General features: G+C 71.9%; 6 protein-coding genes. All 6 read right to left on the reverse strand.

The features are described 5' to 3' along the window. Window positions 1-26: 26 nt before the first annotated feature. The 6 genes from ACZ5IK_RS16200 to ACZ5IK_RS16225 all read right to left on the reverse strand — a co-directional run bounded on the left by ACZ5IK_RS16200 (window position 27) and on the right by ACZ5IK_RS16225 (window position 18,863). Window positions 27-13,247, reverse strand: coding sequence for an SDR family NAD(P)-dependent oxidoreductase (locus ACZ5IK_RS16200; protein ID WP_465488381.1), 13,221 nt, complete (start codon window positions 13,245-13,247; stop codon window positions 27-29). Window positions 13,248-13,381: 134 nt separating this feature from the next. Then, window positions 13,382-14,482 carry an HAD-IIIC family phosphatase gene (locus tag ACZ5IK_RS16205; protein WP_465488382.1) on the reverse strand — a complete coding sequence of 367 codons (1,101 nt, stop codon included), beginning with the start codon at window positions 14,480-14,482 and terminating at the stop codon, window positions 13,382-13,384. Continuing rightward, entirely contained in the window at window positions 14,479-15,606 is a 1,128-nt protein-coding gene (locus tag ACZ5IK_RS16210) for an acyl-CoA dehydrogenase family protein (RefSeq protein ID WP_465488383.1), read from the reverse strand. The genes ACZ5IK_RS16205 and ACZ5IK_RS16210 overlap by 4 nt, the downstream gene beginning before the upstream one ends. Continuing rightward, the gene (locus tag ACZ5IK_RS16215; protein ID WP_465488384.1) at window positions 15,599-15,877 is read right to left on the reverse strand and encodes an acyl carrier protein; all 279 of its coding nucleotides are present in this window, start codon (window positions 15,875-15,877) and stop codon (window positions 15,599-15,601) included. The genes ACZ5IK_RS16210 and ACZ5IK_RS16215 overlap by 8 nt, the downstream gene beginning before the upstream one ends. Then, window positions 15,874-16,737, reverse strand: coding sequence for a 3-hydroxyacyl-CoA dehydrogenase family protein (locus ACZ5IK_RS16220; RefSeq protein ID WP_400842525.1), 864 nt, complete (start codon window positions 16,735-16,737; stop codon window positions 15,874-15,876). The genes ACZ5IK_RS16215 and ACZ5IK_RS16220 overlap by 4 nt, the downstream gene beginning before the upstream one ends. Continuing rightward, window positions 16,734-18,863: a condensation domain-containing protein gene (locus ACZ5IK_RS16225; protein WP_465488385.1), complete on the reverse strand. Its 2,130-nt coding sequence runs from the start codon at window positions 18,861-18,863 to the stop codon at window positions 16,734-16,736. Before ACZ5IK_RS16225 ends, ACZ5IK_RS16220 begins: the two co-directional genes overlap by 4 nt. Window positions 18,864-18,865 lie beyond the last annotated feature (2 nt).

Raw genomic sequence — 18,865 nt, forward strand, 5'->3', positions numbered from 1 at the left:
AGTCCTTCCTCTTTCGTGCGCGGAGTTCAGATCCCGAGCTGTTTGTCGATGAAGTCGAACATGTCGTCGTCGCTGGCGGACTGGAGCTGGTCGGCGACCGAATCGTCGGCGCCGCCCTCCGATTCGGTCAGCGCGGCGAGCAGGTCGGTGAGCCGGGCGGCGACCCTCGCCCGCGCGGTGTCGTCGGCCCGCAGTTCGGCGAGCGAGGCTTCGAGCCGGTCGAGGCCCGAGTAGGCCGACAGCGCGGGCTGCTCCGCGGCCTCCCCGGTCTCGGCGCCGAACATCCCTTCCAGCAGGAAGTCCGCCAGTGCGCTCGAGGTCGGGTAGTCGAAGACCGCGGTGGGCGAAAGGCGTTCCCCGGTGGCCTCGTTCAACCGGTTGCGCAGCTCGATCGCGGTCAGTGAGTCGAAGCCGACTTCGCGGAACGGGCGGTCCGCGTCGAGCCCGCCGGTCCCGGCCAGGCCCAGCACCAGCGCGGCCTGCGTGCTGACCAGCTCGCGCAGCGCGTCCCGGCGTTCCGGTTCGCTCAGGTCGTGAAGCGTGCTGCGGGCGTCCACGACGCGTTCGCCGACCGCGCGGCGGGTCGGCGCCGAGGGCCGGGCGCTGGGCACCAGGGCCGACAGCAGCGGCGGCACCTCCCCGGACCGGCGCACCCCGGCCAGGTCGAGCCGGGCCGCCACCAGCAGCGGACCGCACTGGCCCAGCGCGGCGTCGAGCACGCGCAGCCCTTCCGGTTCCGGCAGCGGAGCCAGCCCTTGGCGCGCCATCCGCCGCCAGTCGGCTTCGGTGAACTCGCCGGCCATCCCGGATTCCCATGGACCCCACGCGATCGACACCGCGGGCAGGCCCCGCTGGCGGCGGTGCGCGGCGAGCGCGTCGAGGAAGGTGTTGCCCGCCGCGTAGGCGGCCTGTCCGGCGTTGCCCCAGATCCCGGCGACGGAGGAGAACACCACGAAGAAGTCCGGGTTCATCGGCTGCGTCAGCTCGTGCAGATGCCAGGCCGCGTCCACCTTCGGGCGCAGCACCGCGGTCATCCGCTCGTCGGTCAGCGAGCCGATGACCCCGTCGTCGAGGACCCCGGCCGCATGCACCACGCCGGTCAGCGACACGCCGTCCAGCACTCCGGCGAGCTGCTCGCGGTCAGCGGCGTCGCACGCCAGCATCGTGGTTTCGACGCCGCGTTGTTCCAGGTCCGCGGCCAGCTCGGCGAGGCCGGGGGCGTCGGCGCCGCGCCGGGACAGCAGCAGCAACCGCTTGGCGATACCGGTTTCGGCCAGCCGCAGGGCCACCAGCCGGCCCAAGGCCCCGGAAGCGCCCGTGATCAGCACCGTGCCCGCGGCTCGGGTGTCGTCCGGGGCAGGCGGCGAAACCCGGGTCAGCCTCGGCACCCGCACCTCGCCGGCGCGCACCGTGAACTCGGACTCCCCCGCCGCGATCCCGGCACGCACCCAGTCGAGGACGGCGGGACTGGCCAGATCGTCCACATCGGACAGCACGATCCGGCCGGGGTTCTCCGACTGCGCGACGCGGACGAGGCCCCACACCGGCGCGGTCGCCAGGTCCAGGGCGAGCCCGTCGCCGACGTCGACCGCGCGTTCGGTGACCACGGCGAGCCGGGTTTCGGTGTCCGTGGCGAGCCATGCCCGCAGCCGGGCCAGCACGTCGAGCGCGACGGCGTTGGCCTGTTCCGGCAGTTCGCCGTCGAGCGTCGGCACCGTCAGCAGTTCGAGGTCGGCGTTCGAGGAGTCGGCGGGCGGGACCGACGTCCACTCGACCGCGTAGGTCGAGCCGTCGGAACTCGCGGTCAGCTCTTCAACGCTTGCCGTGCGCAGCGCCAGGGTCCCGACCGACGCCACCGGCTCGCCGGAGGCGTCGGCCAGCGCGAGCGCGATCCCGCCCGGCACCGGCGAGATCCGCACCCGGGCCGCCGAAGCGCCGGACGCGTGCACCACCACGTCGTTCCAGGCGAACGGCAGCCGCAGTCCCTCGGTGTCCACTCCGGCCGCGTGCAACGCCGCGTCGAACAGGGCGGGGTGCACGCCGAACCCGGCGACGGGAACGCCTTCGGGCAGTTCGACTTCGGAGAACAGCTCGTCGCCGCGCCGCCAGACCGCGCGGACGCCCTGGAACACCGGCCCGTATTCAAGCCCGGTCTTGGCCAGCTCCGGATAGAAACCGTCCAGGTCGATCGGCTCCGCGTCGGCCGGTGGCCACTGCGCCAGGTCTGAGCCGTCAGCGGGGGCGGCTCCGGCGGACACCGCGCCCGCCGCGTGCCGGACCCATTCGCCGTCGCCGCTCTTCGCGTAGACATTGAGCGCGCGGCGGCCGGTGTCGTCCGGACCGTCGACGGTGAGCTGAATCCGGGCCGAGACCCCGGTTTCGAGCTTGAGCGGGGCCTCGATCAGCAGCTCGTCGATGTGGTCGCAGCCCACCTCGTCGGCGGCGCGGACGACCATGTCCAGCAGCGCGGTGCCCGGCACGAGGACCTGCCCGGCAACCGCGTGGTCGGCCAGCCACGGCTGTTCGCTGAGCGAGAGCCGACCGGCGAGCATGACCCCGCCGGTGGCGGGCAGTTCCGCAACAGCGCCCAGGAGCGGGTGCTCGGGGCTGTCCATGCCGAGGTCGTCGGCGTGGCCGCCGGTGATCGCGTTGAGCCAGTACCGCTGGTGCTGGAAAGCGTAGGTGGGCAGCTCGACCCTCCGGGCACCCGTGCCGTCGAAAACGTTGTGCCAGTCGAATTCCAGGCCGCGAACGTACACTTTGGACACTGCGGTGAGCAGTGCACGGACCTCGTCGCGTCCGCGTCGTGCCACCGGAATCCACGCCTCGTCACGACCGTCGGGACGGCTCAGCGGGCCCATTCCCGACAGGACGCCGTCGGGGCCCACCTCGACGAAGGTCCGGACTCCCTGGTCCCGCAGGGTGCCCGCGACGGCGACGAAGTCCACGGCCTCGCGCACATGCCGCACCCAGTAGCCCGGGTCCGTCACCTCGTCGCCGACCACGCGCCCGGTCAACCCCGACACCAACGGGATCGTGGGACGATGGCACTCGACCCGGTTCACGACTTCGGCGAACCGCGCCAGCATCGGCTCCATCAACGGTGAGTGGAACGCGTGCGACACCGACAACCGCTTCGTCCGGCACCCCGCGCCCGCCAGTTCCTCCACGGCCGCCAGCACCTCGTCCTCGACGCCGGAAATCACCACCGCCTTCGGGCCGTTCACCGCGGCTATACCCACCCCGGCGCGGCCCCCGATCGCCTTCCGAACCTCGTCTTCGGCCGTCTCGACGGCGACCATCGCCCCACCGGTCGGCAACTCCTGCATCAACCGGCCGCGCGCGGCTACCACCGCGCAGGCGTCCGAAAGCGACCACACGCCGGCCACATACGCGGCCGCCAGCTCGCCGATCGAATGGCCCGCGACCACGTTCGGCCGCATCCCCCACGACTCCAGCAGCCGGAACCACGCGACCTCGGTCGCGAACAGCGCGGACTGCGCCCACACCGTGTCGTTGATATCCCCGTACTCGCCCCGGATCACCGCTGCGGGTGAACCGTCCAAATGCTCTTCCAACCCGGCACACACCGCGTCAAAGGCTTCCGCGAACACCGGGAACACCGCGTGCAGCCCGGCACCCATGCCCAGCCGCTGCGCACCCTGACCGGTGAAAACAAACCCGACCTTGCCGAGCGACCCCACCACGCCCGACACCACCTGGGCGGACTCGCGGCCCTCGGCCAGTGCGGCCAATCCCTGGCTGTGATCGCCCAGCACGACCGCACGGTGCTCCAACGCCGCCCGGGAAGCCAGCGACCACCCCACGTCCAGCGGCTCATCAACCAGCCCGACCAACCGCGCCGCCTGCGCGGCCAGACCTTCCGGCGAACGAGCCGACACCACCCACGGCACCACCGGCAGCTCGACGTCGATCTCGACGGGAAGCTCCGCAACCTCCGGCACCTGCTCCACGATGACGTGCGCGTTCGTCCCGGAGAACCCGAACGACGACACCCCCGCCCGACGCGGCCGATCGCCGACCTCCGGCCACGACGTCGCCTCGGTCACCAACCGCACCGCACCCGATTCCCACTCCACCCGGGTGGAGGGCTGTTCCGCGTGCAGGGTCGCGGGCACCACGCCGCGGTGCATCGCCGACACCATCTTGATCACCCCGGCCACCCCCGCGGCGGCCTGTGTGTGCCCGATGTTCGACTTCACCGACCCCAGCAGCAACGGCCGGTCGGCCGGTCGGTCCTGTCCGTACGTGGCCAGCAGGGCTTCCGCCTCGATCGGGTCGCCCAGCCGGGTTCCCGTGCCGTGCCCGTCGACGACGTCCACGCCGTCCGGCTCCAGTCCCGCGCTGGCCAGTGCCGCACGGATCACCCGTTGCTGCGACGGACCGTTCGGCGCGGTCAAGCCGTTCGACGCACCGTCCTGGTTCACCGCGCTGCCGGCCACCACGGCCAGCACTTGATGCCCGTTGCGCCGCGCGTCCGAAAGCCGCTCCAGCACCAAAACCCCAGAACCCTCACCCCAACCCACACCATCGGCACCGTCCCCATAGGACTTGCACCGGCCATCCGGCGACAGGCCACGCTGCCGCGAGAAGTCGAAGAACGCGCCCGGCGTGGACATCACCGTCACGCCACCGGCCAGCGCCAGCGAGCACTCCCCCGTGTTGAGCGACTGCGCTGCCAAATGCAACGCGACCAGCGAAGACGAACACGCGGTATCCACCGTCACCGCCGGACCCTCCAAGCCCAGCGCGTAGGAAACGCGGCCGGAAGCGACCGAACCCATGCTGCCGGTGCCCAGGTAGCCTTCCGAGTCTTCGTGGACCTGATGCCACGACAGATAGTCGTGGTAAAACAGCCCGGCGAACACACCGGTGTCACTGCCCCGCAACGAGTTCGGGTCGATCCCGGCGTCCTCCAACGCCTCCCACGAAGTCTCCAGATACACCCGCTGCTGCGGATCCATCGCGAGCGCCTCGCGAGGGCTGATGCCGAAGAACTCCGCGTCGAAACCGGTGGCCCCGTAAAGGAAGCCGCCCTCCGCGGCGACGCTCTTCCGCACCGCGTCCGGATCGGAGTCGACCAGGTCGGCGGGCCAGCCCCGGTCGGTCGGGAAGGCCCCGACCGCGTCGGTGCGCGAGGCGAGCAGCTCCCACAGCTCCGCCGGGGAGGACACGCCGCCGGGGAACCGGCAGGCCATGCCCACGATGGCGATGCGGTCCTCTCCGGTGGCCGCGCGCGGTGCGACGCGCGCGGGGGCGGTCTCGCTCCGGCCGGTCAGTTCGCCCAGCAGGAACGCGGTCAGTGCGGCCGGGGTGGGATAGTCGAACACCACGGTGGCGGGCAGCCGGACGCCGGTGGCCGTGCCCAGGCGCGTCCGGAGTTCCACGGCGGTCAGCGAGTCGAACCCGGAGTCGCGAAAGGACCGTCCGATGTCGACAGTCGCGTCTCCGGTCAGGCCGAGCACCTGTCCGGCCTGCGCCAGCACCAGATCCCGCACGAGGTCCGCGCGCTCGGCCTCGCCCAGCGACGCGAGCCGCTCGGCCAGCGCGTTCCCGTCGGCGGACGACTGCTCGATGGTGCGCCGGGCGGGTGCCGAGGCGCCGACCAGCCCGGACAGCACCGGCGGCACCTCCCCTGCCCGCCGCAGCGCGGCCAGGTCCAGCCGGGCCGCGACCAGCAGCGGCGCGGGAGCGGCGACCGGACCGGTCACCAGGTCCAACACGGCGAGGCCCTGCGCCGCGGACAGGGTCCGCAGGCCCTGGCGGGACAGCCGGGTGCGATCGGTCCCGGTCAGTTCTCCGGCCATGCCGGTGTCCCACGGGCCCCAGGCCAGCGACACCGCGGCGCGGCCCTGCCGGCGGCGATGGGCGGCGAGCGCGTCGAGGAAGGTGTTGCCCGCCGCGTAGTTCGCCTGTCCGGCGGTGCCCCATACCCCGGCGACAGACGAGAACAGGACGAAGAAGTCCAGCTCAGCACCCTCGGTCAGCTCGTGCAACTGCCACGCACCGTCGACCTTCGGCCGCAGCACGGCGGCCGTCCGCTCGGCCGTCAGCGACTCGACGACCCCGTCGTCGAGCACTCCGGCGGTGTGCACCACACCGGTGATCGGCACGCCGTCCAGCACCGCGGCCAGCTGCGTCCGGTCGGCGACGTCGCACGCGACGACGGTCACCTCGACACCGGACCGTTCCAGTTCCGCCGCCAGCCCCGGCATTCCCGGTGCCTCGGCTCCCCTGCGGGACAACAAAATCAGCCGCGCGGCAGCGCCGGTCCCGGCCAAGTGCCGGGCGACCAGTCCGCCCAGCGCACCGGACGCGCCGGTCACCAGCACGGTGCCCGGACGGGTCCGGGGAGCCGGACGCGGCGCGGTCGTTTTGGCCAGCCGCGGGACCCGCACCTCGCCGGAACGCACCACGAACCGCGATTCCCCGGCGGCCACTCCGGCCCTCAGCGTCCGCTCGTCAGCGCTGTCGTCCACATCGCACAGGACGATGCTGCCGGGATGCTCGGCCTGCGCGGCCGAGACCAGGCCCCACACCGTCGCGGCGGCCACGTCGAGGGGCAGGCCGTCACCGGCGTCCACCGCGCGTTCAGTGACCACGACCAGCCGGGTTTCGGTGCCCGCCGCGAGCCATTCCCGCAGCACGGCCAGCACCTCGGCCGCCGCGGCGTGCGCTTGTTCGGGCACTGGGCCCGCGGCCGGATTCACCCGCAGGACCAGGAAATCGGCGTCTTCGCTGCTCCCCCACCCCGCCCAGCGACCGGCGTCCGGGGAGCCGGACGGCACCGGCGCCCATTCCAGGCGGAACAGGTCGTCTCGAGGAGTTTCCCGGCCGGACGGCAGCGGACGCAGGGCCAGCGCGCCCACGGTGGCGATCGGTTCGCCCGCCGGATCGGCGAGGACCAGCGACACTCCGTCGGTGGCCTGGGGGCTGATCCGGACCCGGGCGGTCGTCGCACCGGTCGCGTGGACCCGGACGTCCCGCCAGGCGAACGGGACCTCCAGCCGCCCGCCGTCGGCGCCGACCACCGCGTGCAGGGCGGCGTCGAACAGCGCGGGGTGCACGGCGAAACCGGCGACCTCGGTGTCCTCGGGCAGCACGACCTCGGCGAACAGGTCCGCGCCGAGCCGCCAGACCGCGCGGACGCCCCGGAACACCGGCCCGTAGCCGAGTCCGGCTTCGGCCAGCGCCGGGTAGAAGTTCTCCAGATCGACCGGCACCGCCCCGGCCGGGGGCCACTGCGCGAACCGCACGGCCTCGACGGCGGCACCCGGCCGCACGGTGCCCGCCGCATGGCGCACCCAGTCGTCGCCGGTACGGGCGTATAGGGCAGCTTCGCGGCTGCCGTCCGGGCCCGGTCCGCTCACCGTGACCTGGACCCGCACCGAATCCTCGAGTACCAGCGGCGTTTCCATCAGGAGCTCGTCCAGGTGGTCGCAGCCCACCTCGTCGGCGGCGCGGACGACCATGTCCAGCAGCGCGGTGCCTGGCACGAGCACCCGACCCGCCACCACATGGTCGGCCAGCCACGGCTGTTCGCCGAGCGAAAGCCGACCAGTCAGCATCACCCCGCCGGTCGCGGGCAGCTCCACCGCCGCGCCCAGCAACGGATGCCGGGGACTGTGCAGGCCGAAATCGTCGACGCGACCGCTCGCGACCGCCTTCAGCCAGTACCGCTGACGCTGGAACGCATAGGTCGGCAGCTCGACCCGCCGAGCACCCGTGCCGTCGAAAACGTTGTGCCACTCCACATCCAGGCCGCGCGCGTACACTTTGGACACCGCCGTCAGCAGCGCACGGACCTCATCACGTCCGCGCCGCGCCACCGGAATCCACGCCTCGTCCGCGTCGTCGGGGCGGCTCAACGGCCCCATCCCCGACAAGACGCCGTCGGGACCCACCTCGACGAAGGTCCGGACTCCCTGGTCCCGCAGGGTTCCCGCCACGTCGGCGAAGCGCACCGCCTCGCGCACATGCCGCACCCAGTAGCCCGGGTCGGTCACCTCATCGGCCACGACGCGCCCGGTCAACCCCGACACCAGCGGCAGCTCCGGACTGCGGCACTCCACCCCTGCGACCACCTCGGCGAACCGCGCCAGCATCGGCTCCATCAACGGCGAATGGAACGCATGCGACACCGACAACCGCTTCGTCCGACACCCCTCCAGTTCCGCCGCGGCCGCGAGAACCTCGTCCTCCACCCCGGAAATCACCACCGCCGTCGGCCCGTTCACCGCAGCCACGCCCACGCCCGGACGGCCCGCGATCACCTTCCGAACCTCGTCTTCAGTCGCCTCCACCGCGACCATCGCCCCACCGGTCGGCAACTCCTGCATCAACCGGCCGCGCGCCGCCACCACCGCACACGCGTCCGAAAGCGACCACACGCCGGCCACATACGCGGCCGCCAACTCGCCGATCGAATGGCCCGCGACCACACTCGGCCGCACACCCCACGACTCCAACAACCGGAACCACGCGACCTCGACCGCGAACAACCCCGACTGCGCCCACACCGTGTCCTTGATATCCCCGTACTCACCCCGGATCACCCCAGCGGGCGAACCGTCCAAATGCTCTTCCAACCCGGCACACACCGCGTCAAAGGCTTCCGCGAACACCGGAAACACCGAGTACAGGCCCAACCCCATCTTCAAGCGCTGCGCACCCTGACCAGTGAAAACAAACCCGACCCTGCCGAGCGACCCCACCAACCCCGACACCACCTGGGCGGACTCGCGGCCCCCGGCCAACGCAGCCAACCCCTCGCCATGATCACCCAACACGACCGCACGGTGCTCCAACGCCGCCTTGGCCGCCAACGACCACCCCACGTCCAGCGGCTCATCAACCAACCCCGCCAACCGCCCGGCCTGCGCAGCCAACCCTTCCGGCGAACGAGCCGACACCACCCACGGCACCACCGGCAACACGACATCAGCCTCGACCGGAGCCTCCGCGACCTCCGGAGCCTGCTCCACGATCACATGCGCGTTAGTCCCCGAGATACCGAACGACGACACCCCCGCCCGACGAGGACGGTCACCGACCTCCGGCCACGACACCGCCTCGGTCGCCAACCGCACGGCGCCCGATTCCCAGTCCACTTGGGACGATGGCTCGCCCGCGTGCAGGGTCGCGGGCAGTTCCTCGTGACACAGCGCGAGCACGGTCTTGATCACGCCCGCCACCCCGGCGGCCCACTGCGCGTGCCCGATGTTCGACTTCACCGACCCCAGCCACAGTGGACGGTCCCGGTCCTGACCGTAGGTCGCCAGCAACGCCTGCGCCTCGATCGGATCGCCCAGCCGGGTCCCCGTGCCGTGACCCTCCACGGCGTCGACGTCAGCGGCCTCGATGCCCGCGTCGGCGAGCGCGGCGCGGATCACCCGCTGCTGCGAAGGACCGTTCGGCGCCGTCAACCCGTTCGACGCACCGTCCTGATTCACCGCGCTGCCGGCCACCACCGCCAACACCCGATGCCCGTTGCGCCGCGCGTCCGAAAGCCGCTCCAAGAGCAGCAGACCGCCGCCCTCGGCCATGCCCATGCCGTCGGCCTGCTCCGCGTAGGCCTTGCAGCGGCCGTCCGGCGCCAGGCCCTGCTGACGGGTGAACCACTCCAGCCACGATGGCGTCGCGTGCACCGTCACGCCGCCGGTCAGCGCCAGCGAGCACTCCCCGGCACGCAACGACTGCGCCGCCAGATGCAGGGCGACCAACGACGAGGAGCACGCCGTGTCGACGGTGAGCGCGGGGCCTTCCAGGCCGAGGGTGTAGGAGACCCGGCCGGAGAGAATGCTGGGCGCGATCCCGGATTGAAGATGCCCCTGAAGCTCTTCGGGCGCGTTGCCGCCGTACCCGGAGGCCGCGCCGCCGACGAACACACCGGTCGTCGAACCGCGCAGCCGTTTCGGATCGAGGCCCGCGCGTTCGAACGCCTCCCAGGACAGTTCCAGCAGCATCCGCTGTTGCGGGTCCATCGCCAGCGCCTCGCGCGGGCTGACGCCGAAGAACGCGGCATCGAATTCTCCCGCCGCGGCAAGGAATCCGCCGCCGAGCGTGGCGATGTCGCCGAGGCCGTCCCAGCCCCGATCGGAGGGCAGCGGCCCGACGGCGTCGCCGCCCGCGGCCAGGAGCCGCCACAGTTGCTCGGGGTCGCTGATGTCGCCGGGCAGGCGGCAGCTCATCGCGACGATCGCGATCGGCTCGTCCGCGGCCGCGCCGGTGCGCTCCGGTGTCCGCGCGGCGTCGGCGAGCCCGAGAAGTTCGGTTCGCAGGAACTCGGCCAGTGCGAGCGGGGTCGGATGGTCGAAGGTGAGCGTGCTGGGCAGCTTGCGCCCCAGCGCCGTGCACAGCCGACCGCGCAGGTCGACCCCGGTGACCGAGTCGAAGCCGATCTCCTTGAAGGTCAGCGCGGAATCCACCGACTCCGGCGACGCGTGCCCGAGGACGGCGGCGGCCTGCGCCCGGACCAGGTCGAGCACCCGCGTGACCTGCTCCGCGGCCGACTTCCCGGCCAGCGTCCGCGCCCACCCGGAGACCGGGGCGGCCACGGGTTCCGGCAGGCTCGCGGCGACGCCGTCGAGCCGGCGGGGAGCTCCGGCGTCGAGCCAGAAACGTTCGTGCTGGAAGGCGTAGGTGGGCAGGTCGACGCGGTTCGCCGCGGGCAGCACGGCCGTCCAGTCCACCGGCACGCCGTGCGTGTACGCCTCGGCGAGAGAGGCGAGCAGCCGGGCGCTGTCGCCCTCGTCGCGGCGCAGCGTGCCGCACACCGCACCGGCGTCCTCCAAGGTGTCGGCGATCGCGGCGGTCAGCACCGGATGCGGGGACACCTCGATGAACACCCGGTCGCCGAGAACCCGCACGGCACGGTGGAAACGCACCGGCGCCCGCAGGCTTTCGTACCAGTACCCGGCGTCCAGTTCCTCGCCGGTCAGAGTTTCGCCGGTCATCGCCGACACCATCGGCACCCGGCCACGACGCGGCTCGATCCCCGCCAGCACCGCACGGATCTCCTCTTCCAGCCGCTCCACCTGCGCGGAGTGCGACGCGTAGTCCACCGAAACCATCCGCGCCCGGATGTCCTCGGCGTCCAGCTCCGCCTTCAACTCCGCCAGCGCCGCCGGTTCACCCGAGACCACCACCGCGGACGGCCCGTTGACCGTGGCCAGCGACAACCGCTCACCCCACCGGGCGAGCCGCTCTTCCACTTCGGCCACGGTCGCGTTGACCGACAACATGCCGCCCAGACCCGCGAGCGCGGTCAGCGATTTCGACCGCAGAGAAACGATCCGCGCACCGTCCTCGAGGGACACCATCCCCGCGACCGTGGCCGCCGCGATCTCGCCCTGGGAGTGGCCCACCACCGCAGCGGGCACGACACCCGCGGCTTCCCACGCCGCGGCAAGGGAAACCATCACCGCCCACAACGCGGGCTGCACGACGTCCGCCGACTCCAGCTCGCCTTCGAGCACCTCGGGCAGCTTCCAGTCCACAAAGGACTCCAATGCTGCCGCGCACTCCGCCAGCCGGGCCGCGAACACCGGATTCGTCCGCGCCAGCGCAAGCCCCATGCCCCGCCACTGCGAACCCTGGCCGGGAAAGACGAACACCGGCCGCCCGGAACCGCGCGCGACCCCGGAGACGACCTCGGCCCCGGGCACCCCGTCGGCGAGACCGGCCAACCCGGTCCGCAGGTCCCCGGTCACCACCGCGCGATGCTCGAACGGGGTCCGGGTGGTGGCCAGCGACCAGGCCAGCTCAGCCGGTTCGAGCCCGGGCCGCGCCGACACCCAGTCTCGCAGCCGGGCCGCCTGCGCCCGCAGCCCCTCGGCCGAGCGAGCGGACAGCACCCAGGCCGGGACCGCTTCCGGCACCGGCACCTGCCCCGTAGTGCCGGGGGGTTCTTCCACGATGACGTGCGCGTTGGTGCCGCTGAGCCCGAATCCGGACACCCCGGCCCGGCGTGGACGGTCGCCCGCCGGCCACCGCACCGGTTCGCTCAGCAGCCGGACCGTGCCGCGCGACCAGTCGACGCGCGGGGTCGGCTCCTCGCCGTGCCGGGTCGCGGGCAGCACGCCGTTGCGCAGCGCGAGCACCATCTTGATCACCCCGGCCACCCCGGCCGCGGCCTGGGTGTGCCCGAGGTTCGACTTGACCGAGCCCAGCCACAACGGCTCGTCCCGCTCCCGGCCGTAGGTGGCGAAGAGGGCTTCCGCCTCGATCGGGTCACCGAGAGTGGTCCCGGTGCCGTGCGCCTCCACTGCGTCCACTTCGGACGCGTCGAGCCGGGCATTGGCCAGAGCCTGGCGGATCACCGCCTGCTGCGCCTCGCCGTTCGGGGCGGTCAGGCCGTCGCTCGCGCCGTCGGAGTTGACCGCGGAACCGCTCAGCACGGCCAGCACCGGCTGTCCGTCGCGGATGGCGTCGGACAACCGCCGCAACACGAGCAGGCCGACCCCCTCCGACCACACGGTGCCGTCAGCGGCGGCGGAGAACGGCAGGCAGTCCCCCTCCGGCGACAGCGCCCGCAGGCCGCTGAACGCGACGAAGTTGCCGGGCGTCGACATCACGGAGACGCCGCCTGCCAGCGCCAGCGAGCAGTCGCCGGCGCGCAATGCTTGTGCGGCAAGGTGAATCGCGACCAGCGAACTGGACGCGGAGGTGTCCACGGTGAGGGACGGCCCGTGCAGCCCGAGCAGATACGAGACCCGGCCGGACAGCACGCTGGTCGTGGTGCCGGTCAGCAGGTAGCCCTTCACCGGCGAGGGCGCGTCCTCCAGCCGCGGGCCGTACTCCCGGGGCTCCGCGCCGACGAAAACCCCGGCGCTGGTGCCCCGGAGCGACTCCGGGACGATGGCAGCCCGTTCGAGGGCCTCCCACGAAGCTTCCAGCAGCAACCGCTGCTGCGGTTCCATCGCCAGCGCCTCGCGCGGCGGAATGCCGAAGAACCGCGCGTCGAAACCGGTCGCGTCGTCGAGGAAACCGCCGCGGGCGAGGTAAGTCTTCCCGGCGGCTTCCGGATCTTGGTCGTGCAGGTCCGGCCGCCACGCCCGGTCTTCAGGGAACGCCGACAGCACGTTCCCGCCTTCGGCCAGCAGCTCCCAGAGGTCTTCGGGCGAGTGGACGCCGCCGGGGTACCGGCAGCTCATGCCGACGACGGCCACCGGCTCCGCGCCGTCGGCCGCGCATCCCGTGCCGTTCGTTCGGTCAGTCTCGTTCACAACACCCTCGGCATTCCGGAGATCTTCTGCGATAGCTGCGCGAATCCCGCCGCTACCTGGCACGGGCGGCGGGCGGGGAAGGACGCGCGGACGCGGGCCTTCCCCGCCCGGTGGGGGTCGGGGCGAGTCCGGTGTCAGCCGGGACGCACCGCGGTTTCGGCGGCGACGGCCAGCTCCGGTGCGGTGAGGCTCATCGTCGTCGAGGCGTCGCGCCGGTCGGCCACCAAGTGCAGGTGCTGCAGGCCGTCCGCGGCGGCTTCGCCGAGCACGGCGAGGCAGTCGCAGGCGTCGGTGGTGAACCCGGCGAACCGGTAGGCGATCTCCATCATCCGGTTGCGATCGGTGGCCCGGAAGTCCGCGACCAGATGCACGCCCGCCCGCGCGGCCTCGTCGATCAGCCAGTTGAGCAGCACCGCGCCCGCGCCGAAAGTGACCACCCGGCAGGAGGTCGCGAGCAGCTTCAGGTGCCACAGCCGCGGATGCCGTTCCAGCAGCAGCACGCCGACCGCGCCGTGCGGGCCGAACCGGTCGGTGAGGGTGACGGTGAGCACTTCGTGGTCGGGGTCGGCGAGCAGTTTCCGCAGGTCCGCGTCGGAGTAGTGCACGCCGGTCGCGTTCATCTGACTGGTGCGCAGGGTCAGCTCCTCGACCCGCGACAGGTCGACCTCGTCGGCGCGCTTGATCGCCATCACCAAATCGAGGCTGCGCAGGAAGTCCTCGTCCGGGCCGTTGAAGGTCTCCTTCTCCGCGTCCCGGCGGAAACTGGCCTGGTACATCTCGCGACGGCGGAGCGCGTCGACGGTGACGACCTCGGGGCTGAACTCCGGCAGCCCGGTCAGCTCGCCCGCCTGCGTGGCGTCGTAGCACCGCACGGCGTCGCTGTGGTAGTTCACCTCCGCCCGCTCCGTCGGCAGGTCGTCGATGAAGGCGATGGTGGTCAGCGCGAAGTTCAGCCGCTCCGCGATCTGCGTCACCGAGTCGGACTTGCGGCCCCAGCCGATCTGCGGATGCACGAAGTACTCGGCGAGGCCGAGCTTCTCCAGGTGCTTCCAGGCGAGGTCGTAGTCGTTCTTGCTGGCGATGGAGTTCAGGACGCCGCGGGAGTCGAGTTCGACGATGGTCTCCCGGATCCCCGGGAACAGCTCCACGTCCGGGTTCTCCAGCAGGGTCCCGTCCCATACGGTGTTGTCCAGGTCCCAGACCAGGCATTTGACCAAGGTCGGCTTGTCGGTCACGGAAGTTCTCCTCCCCGGTTGCGCAAGACGTGATCGGCCAGGATCAGCTTGCAGATCTCATTGCTGCCCTCGATCAGTTCCATCAGCTTCGCGTCGCGGAACGCGCGGGCGGCGACGTGCCCGTCCCCCGCGCCCGTCGAACCGTGCAGTTGAACGGCGGCCGCGGCGGCACGAGCCGCGTAACCGGCGCTCACGTGCTTGGCGAGCACCGTCAGCGCGCCAAGGTCGGGCGAGAGGCTGTCCCAGCCCTGGCTGGCGTGTTCGCAGGCGCGCAGGCTCAGCTGCTCGGCCACGTACATCTCGGCCAGGTGTTCCTGCACCAGCTGGTGTTCAGCGAGCACCACCCCGCCCTGGCGGCGGTGCGCGACGTGCCGCGCGGCGGAGTCGAGGCAAGCCCGGATGATGCCGACACACCCCCAGGCAATCGACATCCGGCCGTAGGACAGCGCCGTGGTGAACAGCAGCGACAGCGGCTGCTCACCCCCGCCGAGTACCGCGGAGGCGGGGATCGCCACGTTGTCCAGGAAAATGTTCGCGTGCCCGGCGGCCCGGCACCCCATCGGATGCGGCACTGGTTCGACCCGCACGCCCTGGGCGTCGGTGGGCACCACGACCGCGGCGGCGCCGTCCCCGTCGCCGTGGCGGGCCACGATGAGCACGAAATCGGCGTAGCGGGTGCCGGTGACCCACTTCTTCTCGCCGTCGAGGACGAATCCGTCCCCTTCCGGCTTGAGACGGGTGCGCATGGCGGCGAGATCGCTGCCCGCGCCCGGTTCGCTGAACCCGACCGCGGTCAGCTCACCGCCGGTGAGCCTGCCGAGCAGCTCGCGGCGCTGCACCTTGTCGCCGAAGCGCTGGACGGTCCACGCCACGATGCCCTGCGAGGTCATGATGCTGCGCAGCGAACTGCACAGTCCGCCGGCCTCGGCGGTGAACTCCCCGTTTTCGGCGCTGCTCAGGCCCCGTCCGCCGAACGACTCCGGCACCTGCGCGCAGAGCAGGCCGCGGGAGCCGAGGTCCCGCAGCAGCCCGGTCGGCAGCTCGCCCTCGACGTCCCAGCCCGCGGCCCGGTCGCCGACGAGCTCGCCGAGCAGGGCGACCTCGTCGGCGATCTTCTCAAACATCGCCGTCCTGGAGCCGGAGCACCAGCTCGGTCATCGCCACCACGGTGCGGAAGTTGTCCAGTTTGAGGTCCGGGCCGACGATGGCGATGTCGTAGGTCGATTCGAGGTGCACGACGAGCTGCATCGCGAACATCGAGGAGACGACGCCGGAGGTGAACAGGTCCTGGTCGGCCTCGACGTCGGTCTTGATGCGCTCGCTGAGGAAGCCGAGCAGCTCCTGCTGGAGGCTTTCCGCGGTGTGCGACGTGGCGGTGGTCTCCCCGGTAGTCATGACGCGACCTTTCCGTAGTCGTAGAAGCCCCGGCCGGTTTTCCGGCCGAGGTGGCCGTCCGCCACCTTCTGCAGCAGCAGGTCGCAGGGGCGGCAGCTTTCGTCGCCGCGGCGCTCGTAGAGCACGTTGAGGGAATCGACCAGGTTCTCCAGGCCGATCAGGTCGCCGGTGCGCAGCGGTCCGGTCGAGTGGCCGAGGCAGCCTTCGAGCAGGCCGTCGACCACCTCGACGGAGGCGACGCCCTCCTCCACCAGCATCGCCGCGGTGTTGATCAGCGGGTGCAGCAGCCGGTTGATCACGAACCCGGCCGAGTCCTCGATCACCAGCGATTCCCGGCCGAGCACCGAAAGCAGCCCGACGGCGTTGTCCAGCACCGCAGGCGCGGTGCGCGGGCCGCGGATCACCTCGACCATCTTGATCAGGTACGAGGGGTTCATGAAGTGCACGCCGACCAGTTCTTCCGGACGCGCGGTCCAGGCGGCCATCTCGTCGATCGGGATGCACGAGGTGTTGGAGATCAGCGTGGTGCCCGGGGCCACGATCCGCGAGGCTTCTGTGAGCACCTTCTCCTTCACCTCGGCTACCTCGGTGACGGCCTCGACGACGGTGGTCGCGTCCGCGATCGAGGACAGCGAGGTGCTGGTGGTCAGTTCGGCCGCCGGGCGGTCCGGCAGGACGCCCATCAGCTGGGCGTGCCGGGTCTTCTGCGCGATGGTGGCCTTCGCCGTGTCCAGAACGGACTCGTCGATGTCCACCAGCACGACCGGGACGCCGTGGCCGAGCGCGAGTGTCGAGATGTTCGTGCCCATCACCCCGGCGCCGATGACGGCGAGACGGTGATCTTCGTAAGCCGTGGTCATACGTTCTTCCCTGCGGTCTCGTGAGCCGATTCCTGCCTTGCTTGTGACGCGCGCACCCACGCGGCCAGCGCCGCGGGAGTCGGGTGCTCGAACACCTCGGTCAGCCCGAGGGGGGTTCCGGTGAGCTCTTCGGCCTGCTGCGCCAGCACGGCGCCGAGCAGCGAATGGCCGCCCGCTTCGAAGAAGTGGGTCCGTGCGGTGGCCTCACCGCCGAGCAGTTTCGCCCAGATCCGCACCAGGTCTTCGACCACTGCGTCCTCGTGGTCGCGGTCGCCGGTTTCCGGCTGGGTCTCCCGTTCGGCGAGCAGCCGCAGCGCCTCGGTGTCGAGGCTGCCGTCGGCGGTCTCCGGCAAGGCCTCCAGCGACACCACCGGCCAGGGAACTTCCTTCGCTGCCAACGGTTTCGCTGCCACCGCGAAGACGACGACGGTGTGTTCCCCGTCGTCCGTCGGGACGGCGACCGCCGCCGCGGCGGACACGCCGGGCTCGTCCAGCAGCGCCGCTTCGAGGTCGCCGAGGTTGACCGGACCGTGCGCGGTGTCGAACCGGCGGCCGAGCTGACCGAGCCATTCGATCGCGCCGTCGGGCGACCAGCGGGCCAGTTCTCCGGTGCGCGCAGGGCCATCGCCGGTGTCCAGGCACAGTTCGCCGCGGACGCCGACGGGCAGTTCCCGTCCGTCCGGAGCGACGATGGAGACTCGGCCGCCGGACAGTGCTCGTTCGCCGGGAGTCAGGGAGAGCCGTTCCTCCAACGCGGCCGCCGCGCGGGCCGGAGTGGCTGCGGGGACTGTCACGGCGATAGGTGCGCGATGGGCACGTTCGACGATCTCGCGGTCGGTCTCGCTCCACCCGGCGGTTTCGGCCAGCGGCCGGTCCGGTGACCGGGCGGCGGCGACCAGCAGGGCGTCCAGCCGCCGCAGCAGCGCCGCCACGTCGGCGCGGTCCAAGTTCTCGGTGGAGTACCGGAACTGGATCTCCGGGGTGGTCTGCGAGGCGACCAGTTCGAGGTCGAACTTGCTGTAGGGGTTGTCCACCCGCAGCAGCCGGGCGGAATGGCCGGCCACGGCCAGTTCGGTGACCGGCGAGTCGGGCACGAAGTTGAACAGGTGCCGGTAAAGCGCGGTCTGCCAGGTGGAGCCGATGCCGGGCAGTTCGCCGGTCAGCTCCTCCACCGAGGTGTGCGCGTGCGCCATCGCGCCGAGGAAGGCGTCCCGGGCGTGCCGGACGAGCGGGCCGAACCCGGCCGCCAGATCCACCTGCATCCGGATCGGCACCACGTTCACGTGGTAGCCGATGGCGCCGCTGTTCTCGCCGCGGACGTCGACCGGGGTCCCGACCACCAGATCGGCGCCCGCGCCGTGCGCGACGAGCAGCGCGGAGTAGGCGGCCAGCAGCACCGCCGCGACCGGGGCGCGCAGCTTTCGCTGCAACTGTCCGATCGCCGCCAGCGCTTCGCCGGAGAGCGGGTGGCGCGCGTGGTCGCCGCGCATCATCGGCCGGTGGACGCGGGGCCGTCCGCACCACAGGTCGAGCGTGCCGGGGGTGAAGCCGCTCAGGTTTTCGCGCCAGTACTCGAGATCGGCGGGCCGCGGCCGGCTTTCCACGCCCGCCGAGGGCCGCGCCGGGGCGGGCGGCACCGGACGCCCGGCGACGATCGCCTCGTAGACCGGGAGGAACTCCTGCAGGAACAGCGCGGCGGAGGTCATGTCGAACGCCAGGTGGTGCACGCCGAGGCAGAACAGGTCGCCGTCCGGGCCGCGGGCGTGTCCCGCGCGGATCAGCAGATCGCCCTCCAGCGGGAACGGGCGGTCCACGAACGCGGTGAGGTCCTTTTCCAGCTCCGCGCCGGAAAGTTCGAGCGGTTCGACCGTCACCTCGGACACCTCCGCCGAGTCGGCGGGCAGGATCTCCTTGACCAGGTCAGCGCCACCGGCGCGGAAGACCGTGCGGAGCGCCTCGGTGCGCGCCACCACCACGGCCAGCGCCTCGCGCAGCGCGTCCGGGCGCAGCCGCCCCGCCACGTGCAGGGCGAAGCCGAGGTTGTTGATCCCCGCGCCGGGGACCAGTTCCTCCATCAGCCACAGTGCTTTTTCTTTGTTGGTCGTCGCGGTCGTCGTGGCGGCCATCG

This window comes from Amycolatopsis sp. NPDC031561 (assembly GCF_055580625.1).

Excerpts from the sequence above, each read along its gene's own strand:
- ACZ5IK_RS16210 (WP_465488383.1), bottom strand. The coding sequence starts at position 15,606 with ATGTTTGAGAAGATCGCCGACGAGGTCGCCCTGCTCGGCGAGCTCGTC.
- ACZ5IK_RS16215 (WP_465488384.1), bottom strand. The coding sequence starts at position 15,877 with ATGACTACCGGGGAGACCACCGCCACGTCGCACACCGCGGAAAGCCTC.
- ACZ5IK_RS16220 (WP_400842525.1), bottom strand. The coding sequence starts at position 16,737 with ATGACCACGGCTTACGAAGATCACCGTCTCGCCGTCATCGGCGCCGGG.
- ACZ5IK_RS16225 (WP_465488385.1), bottom strand. The coding sequence starts at position 18,863 with ATGGCCGCCACGACGACCGCGACGACCAACAAAGAAAAAGCACTGTGG.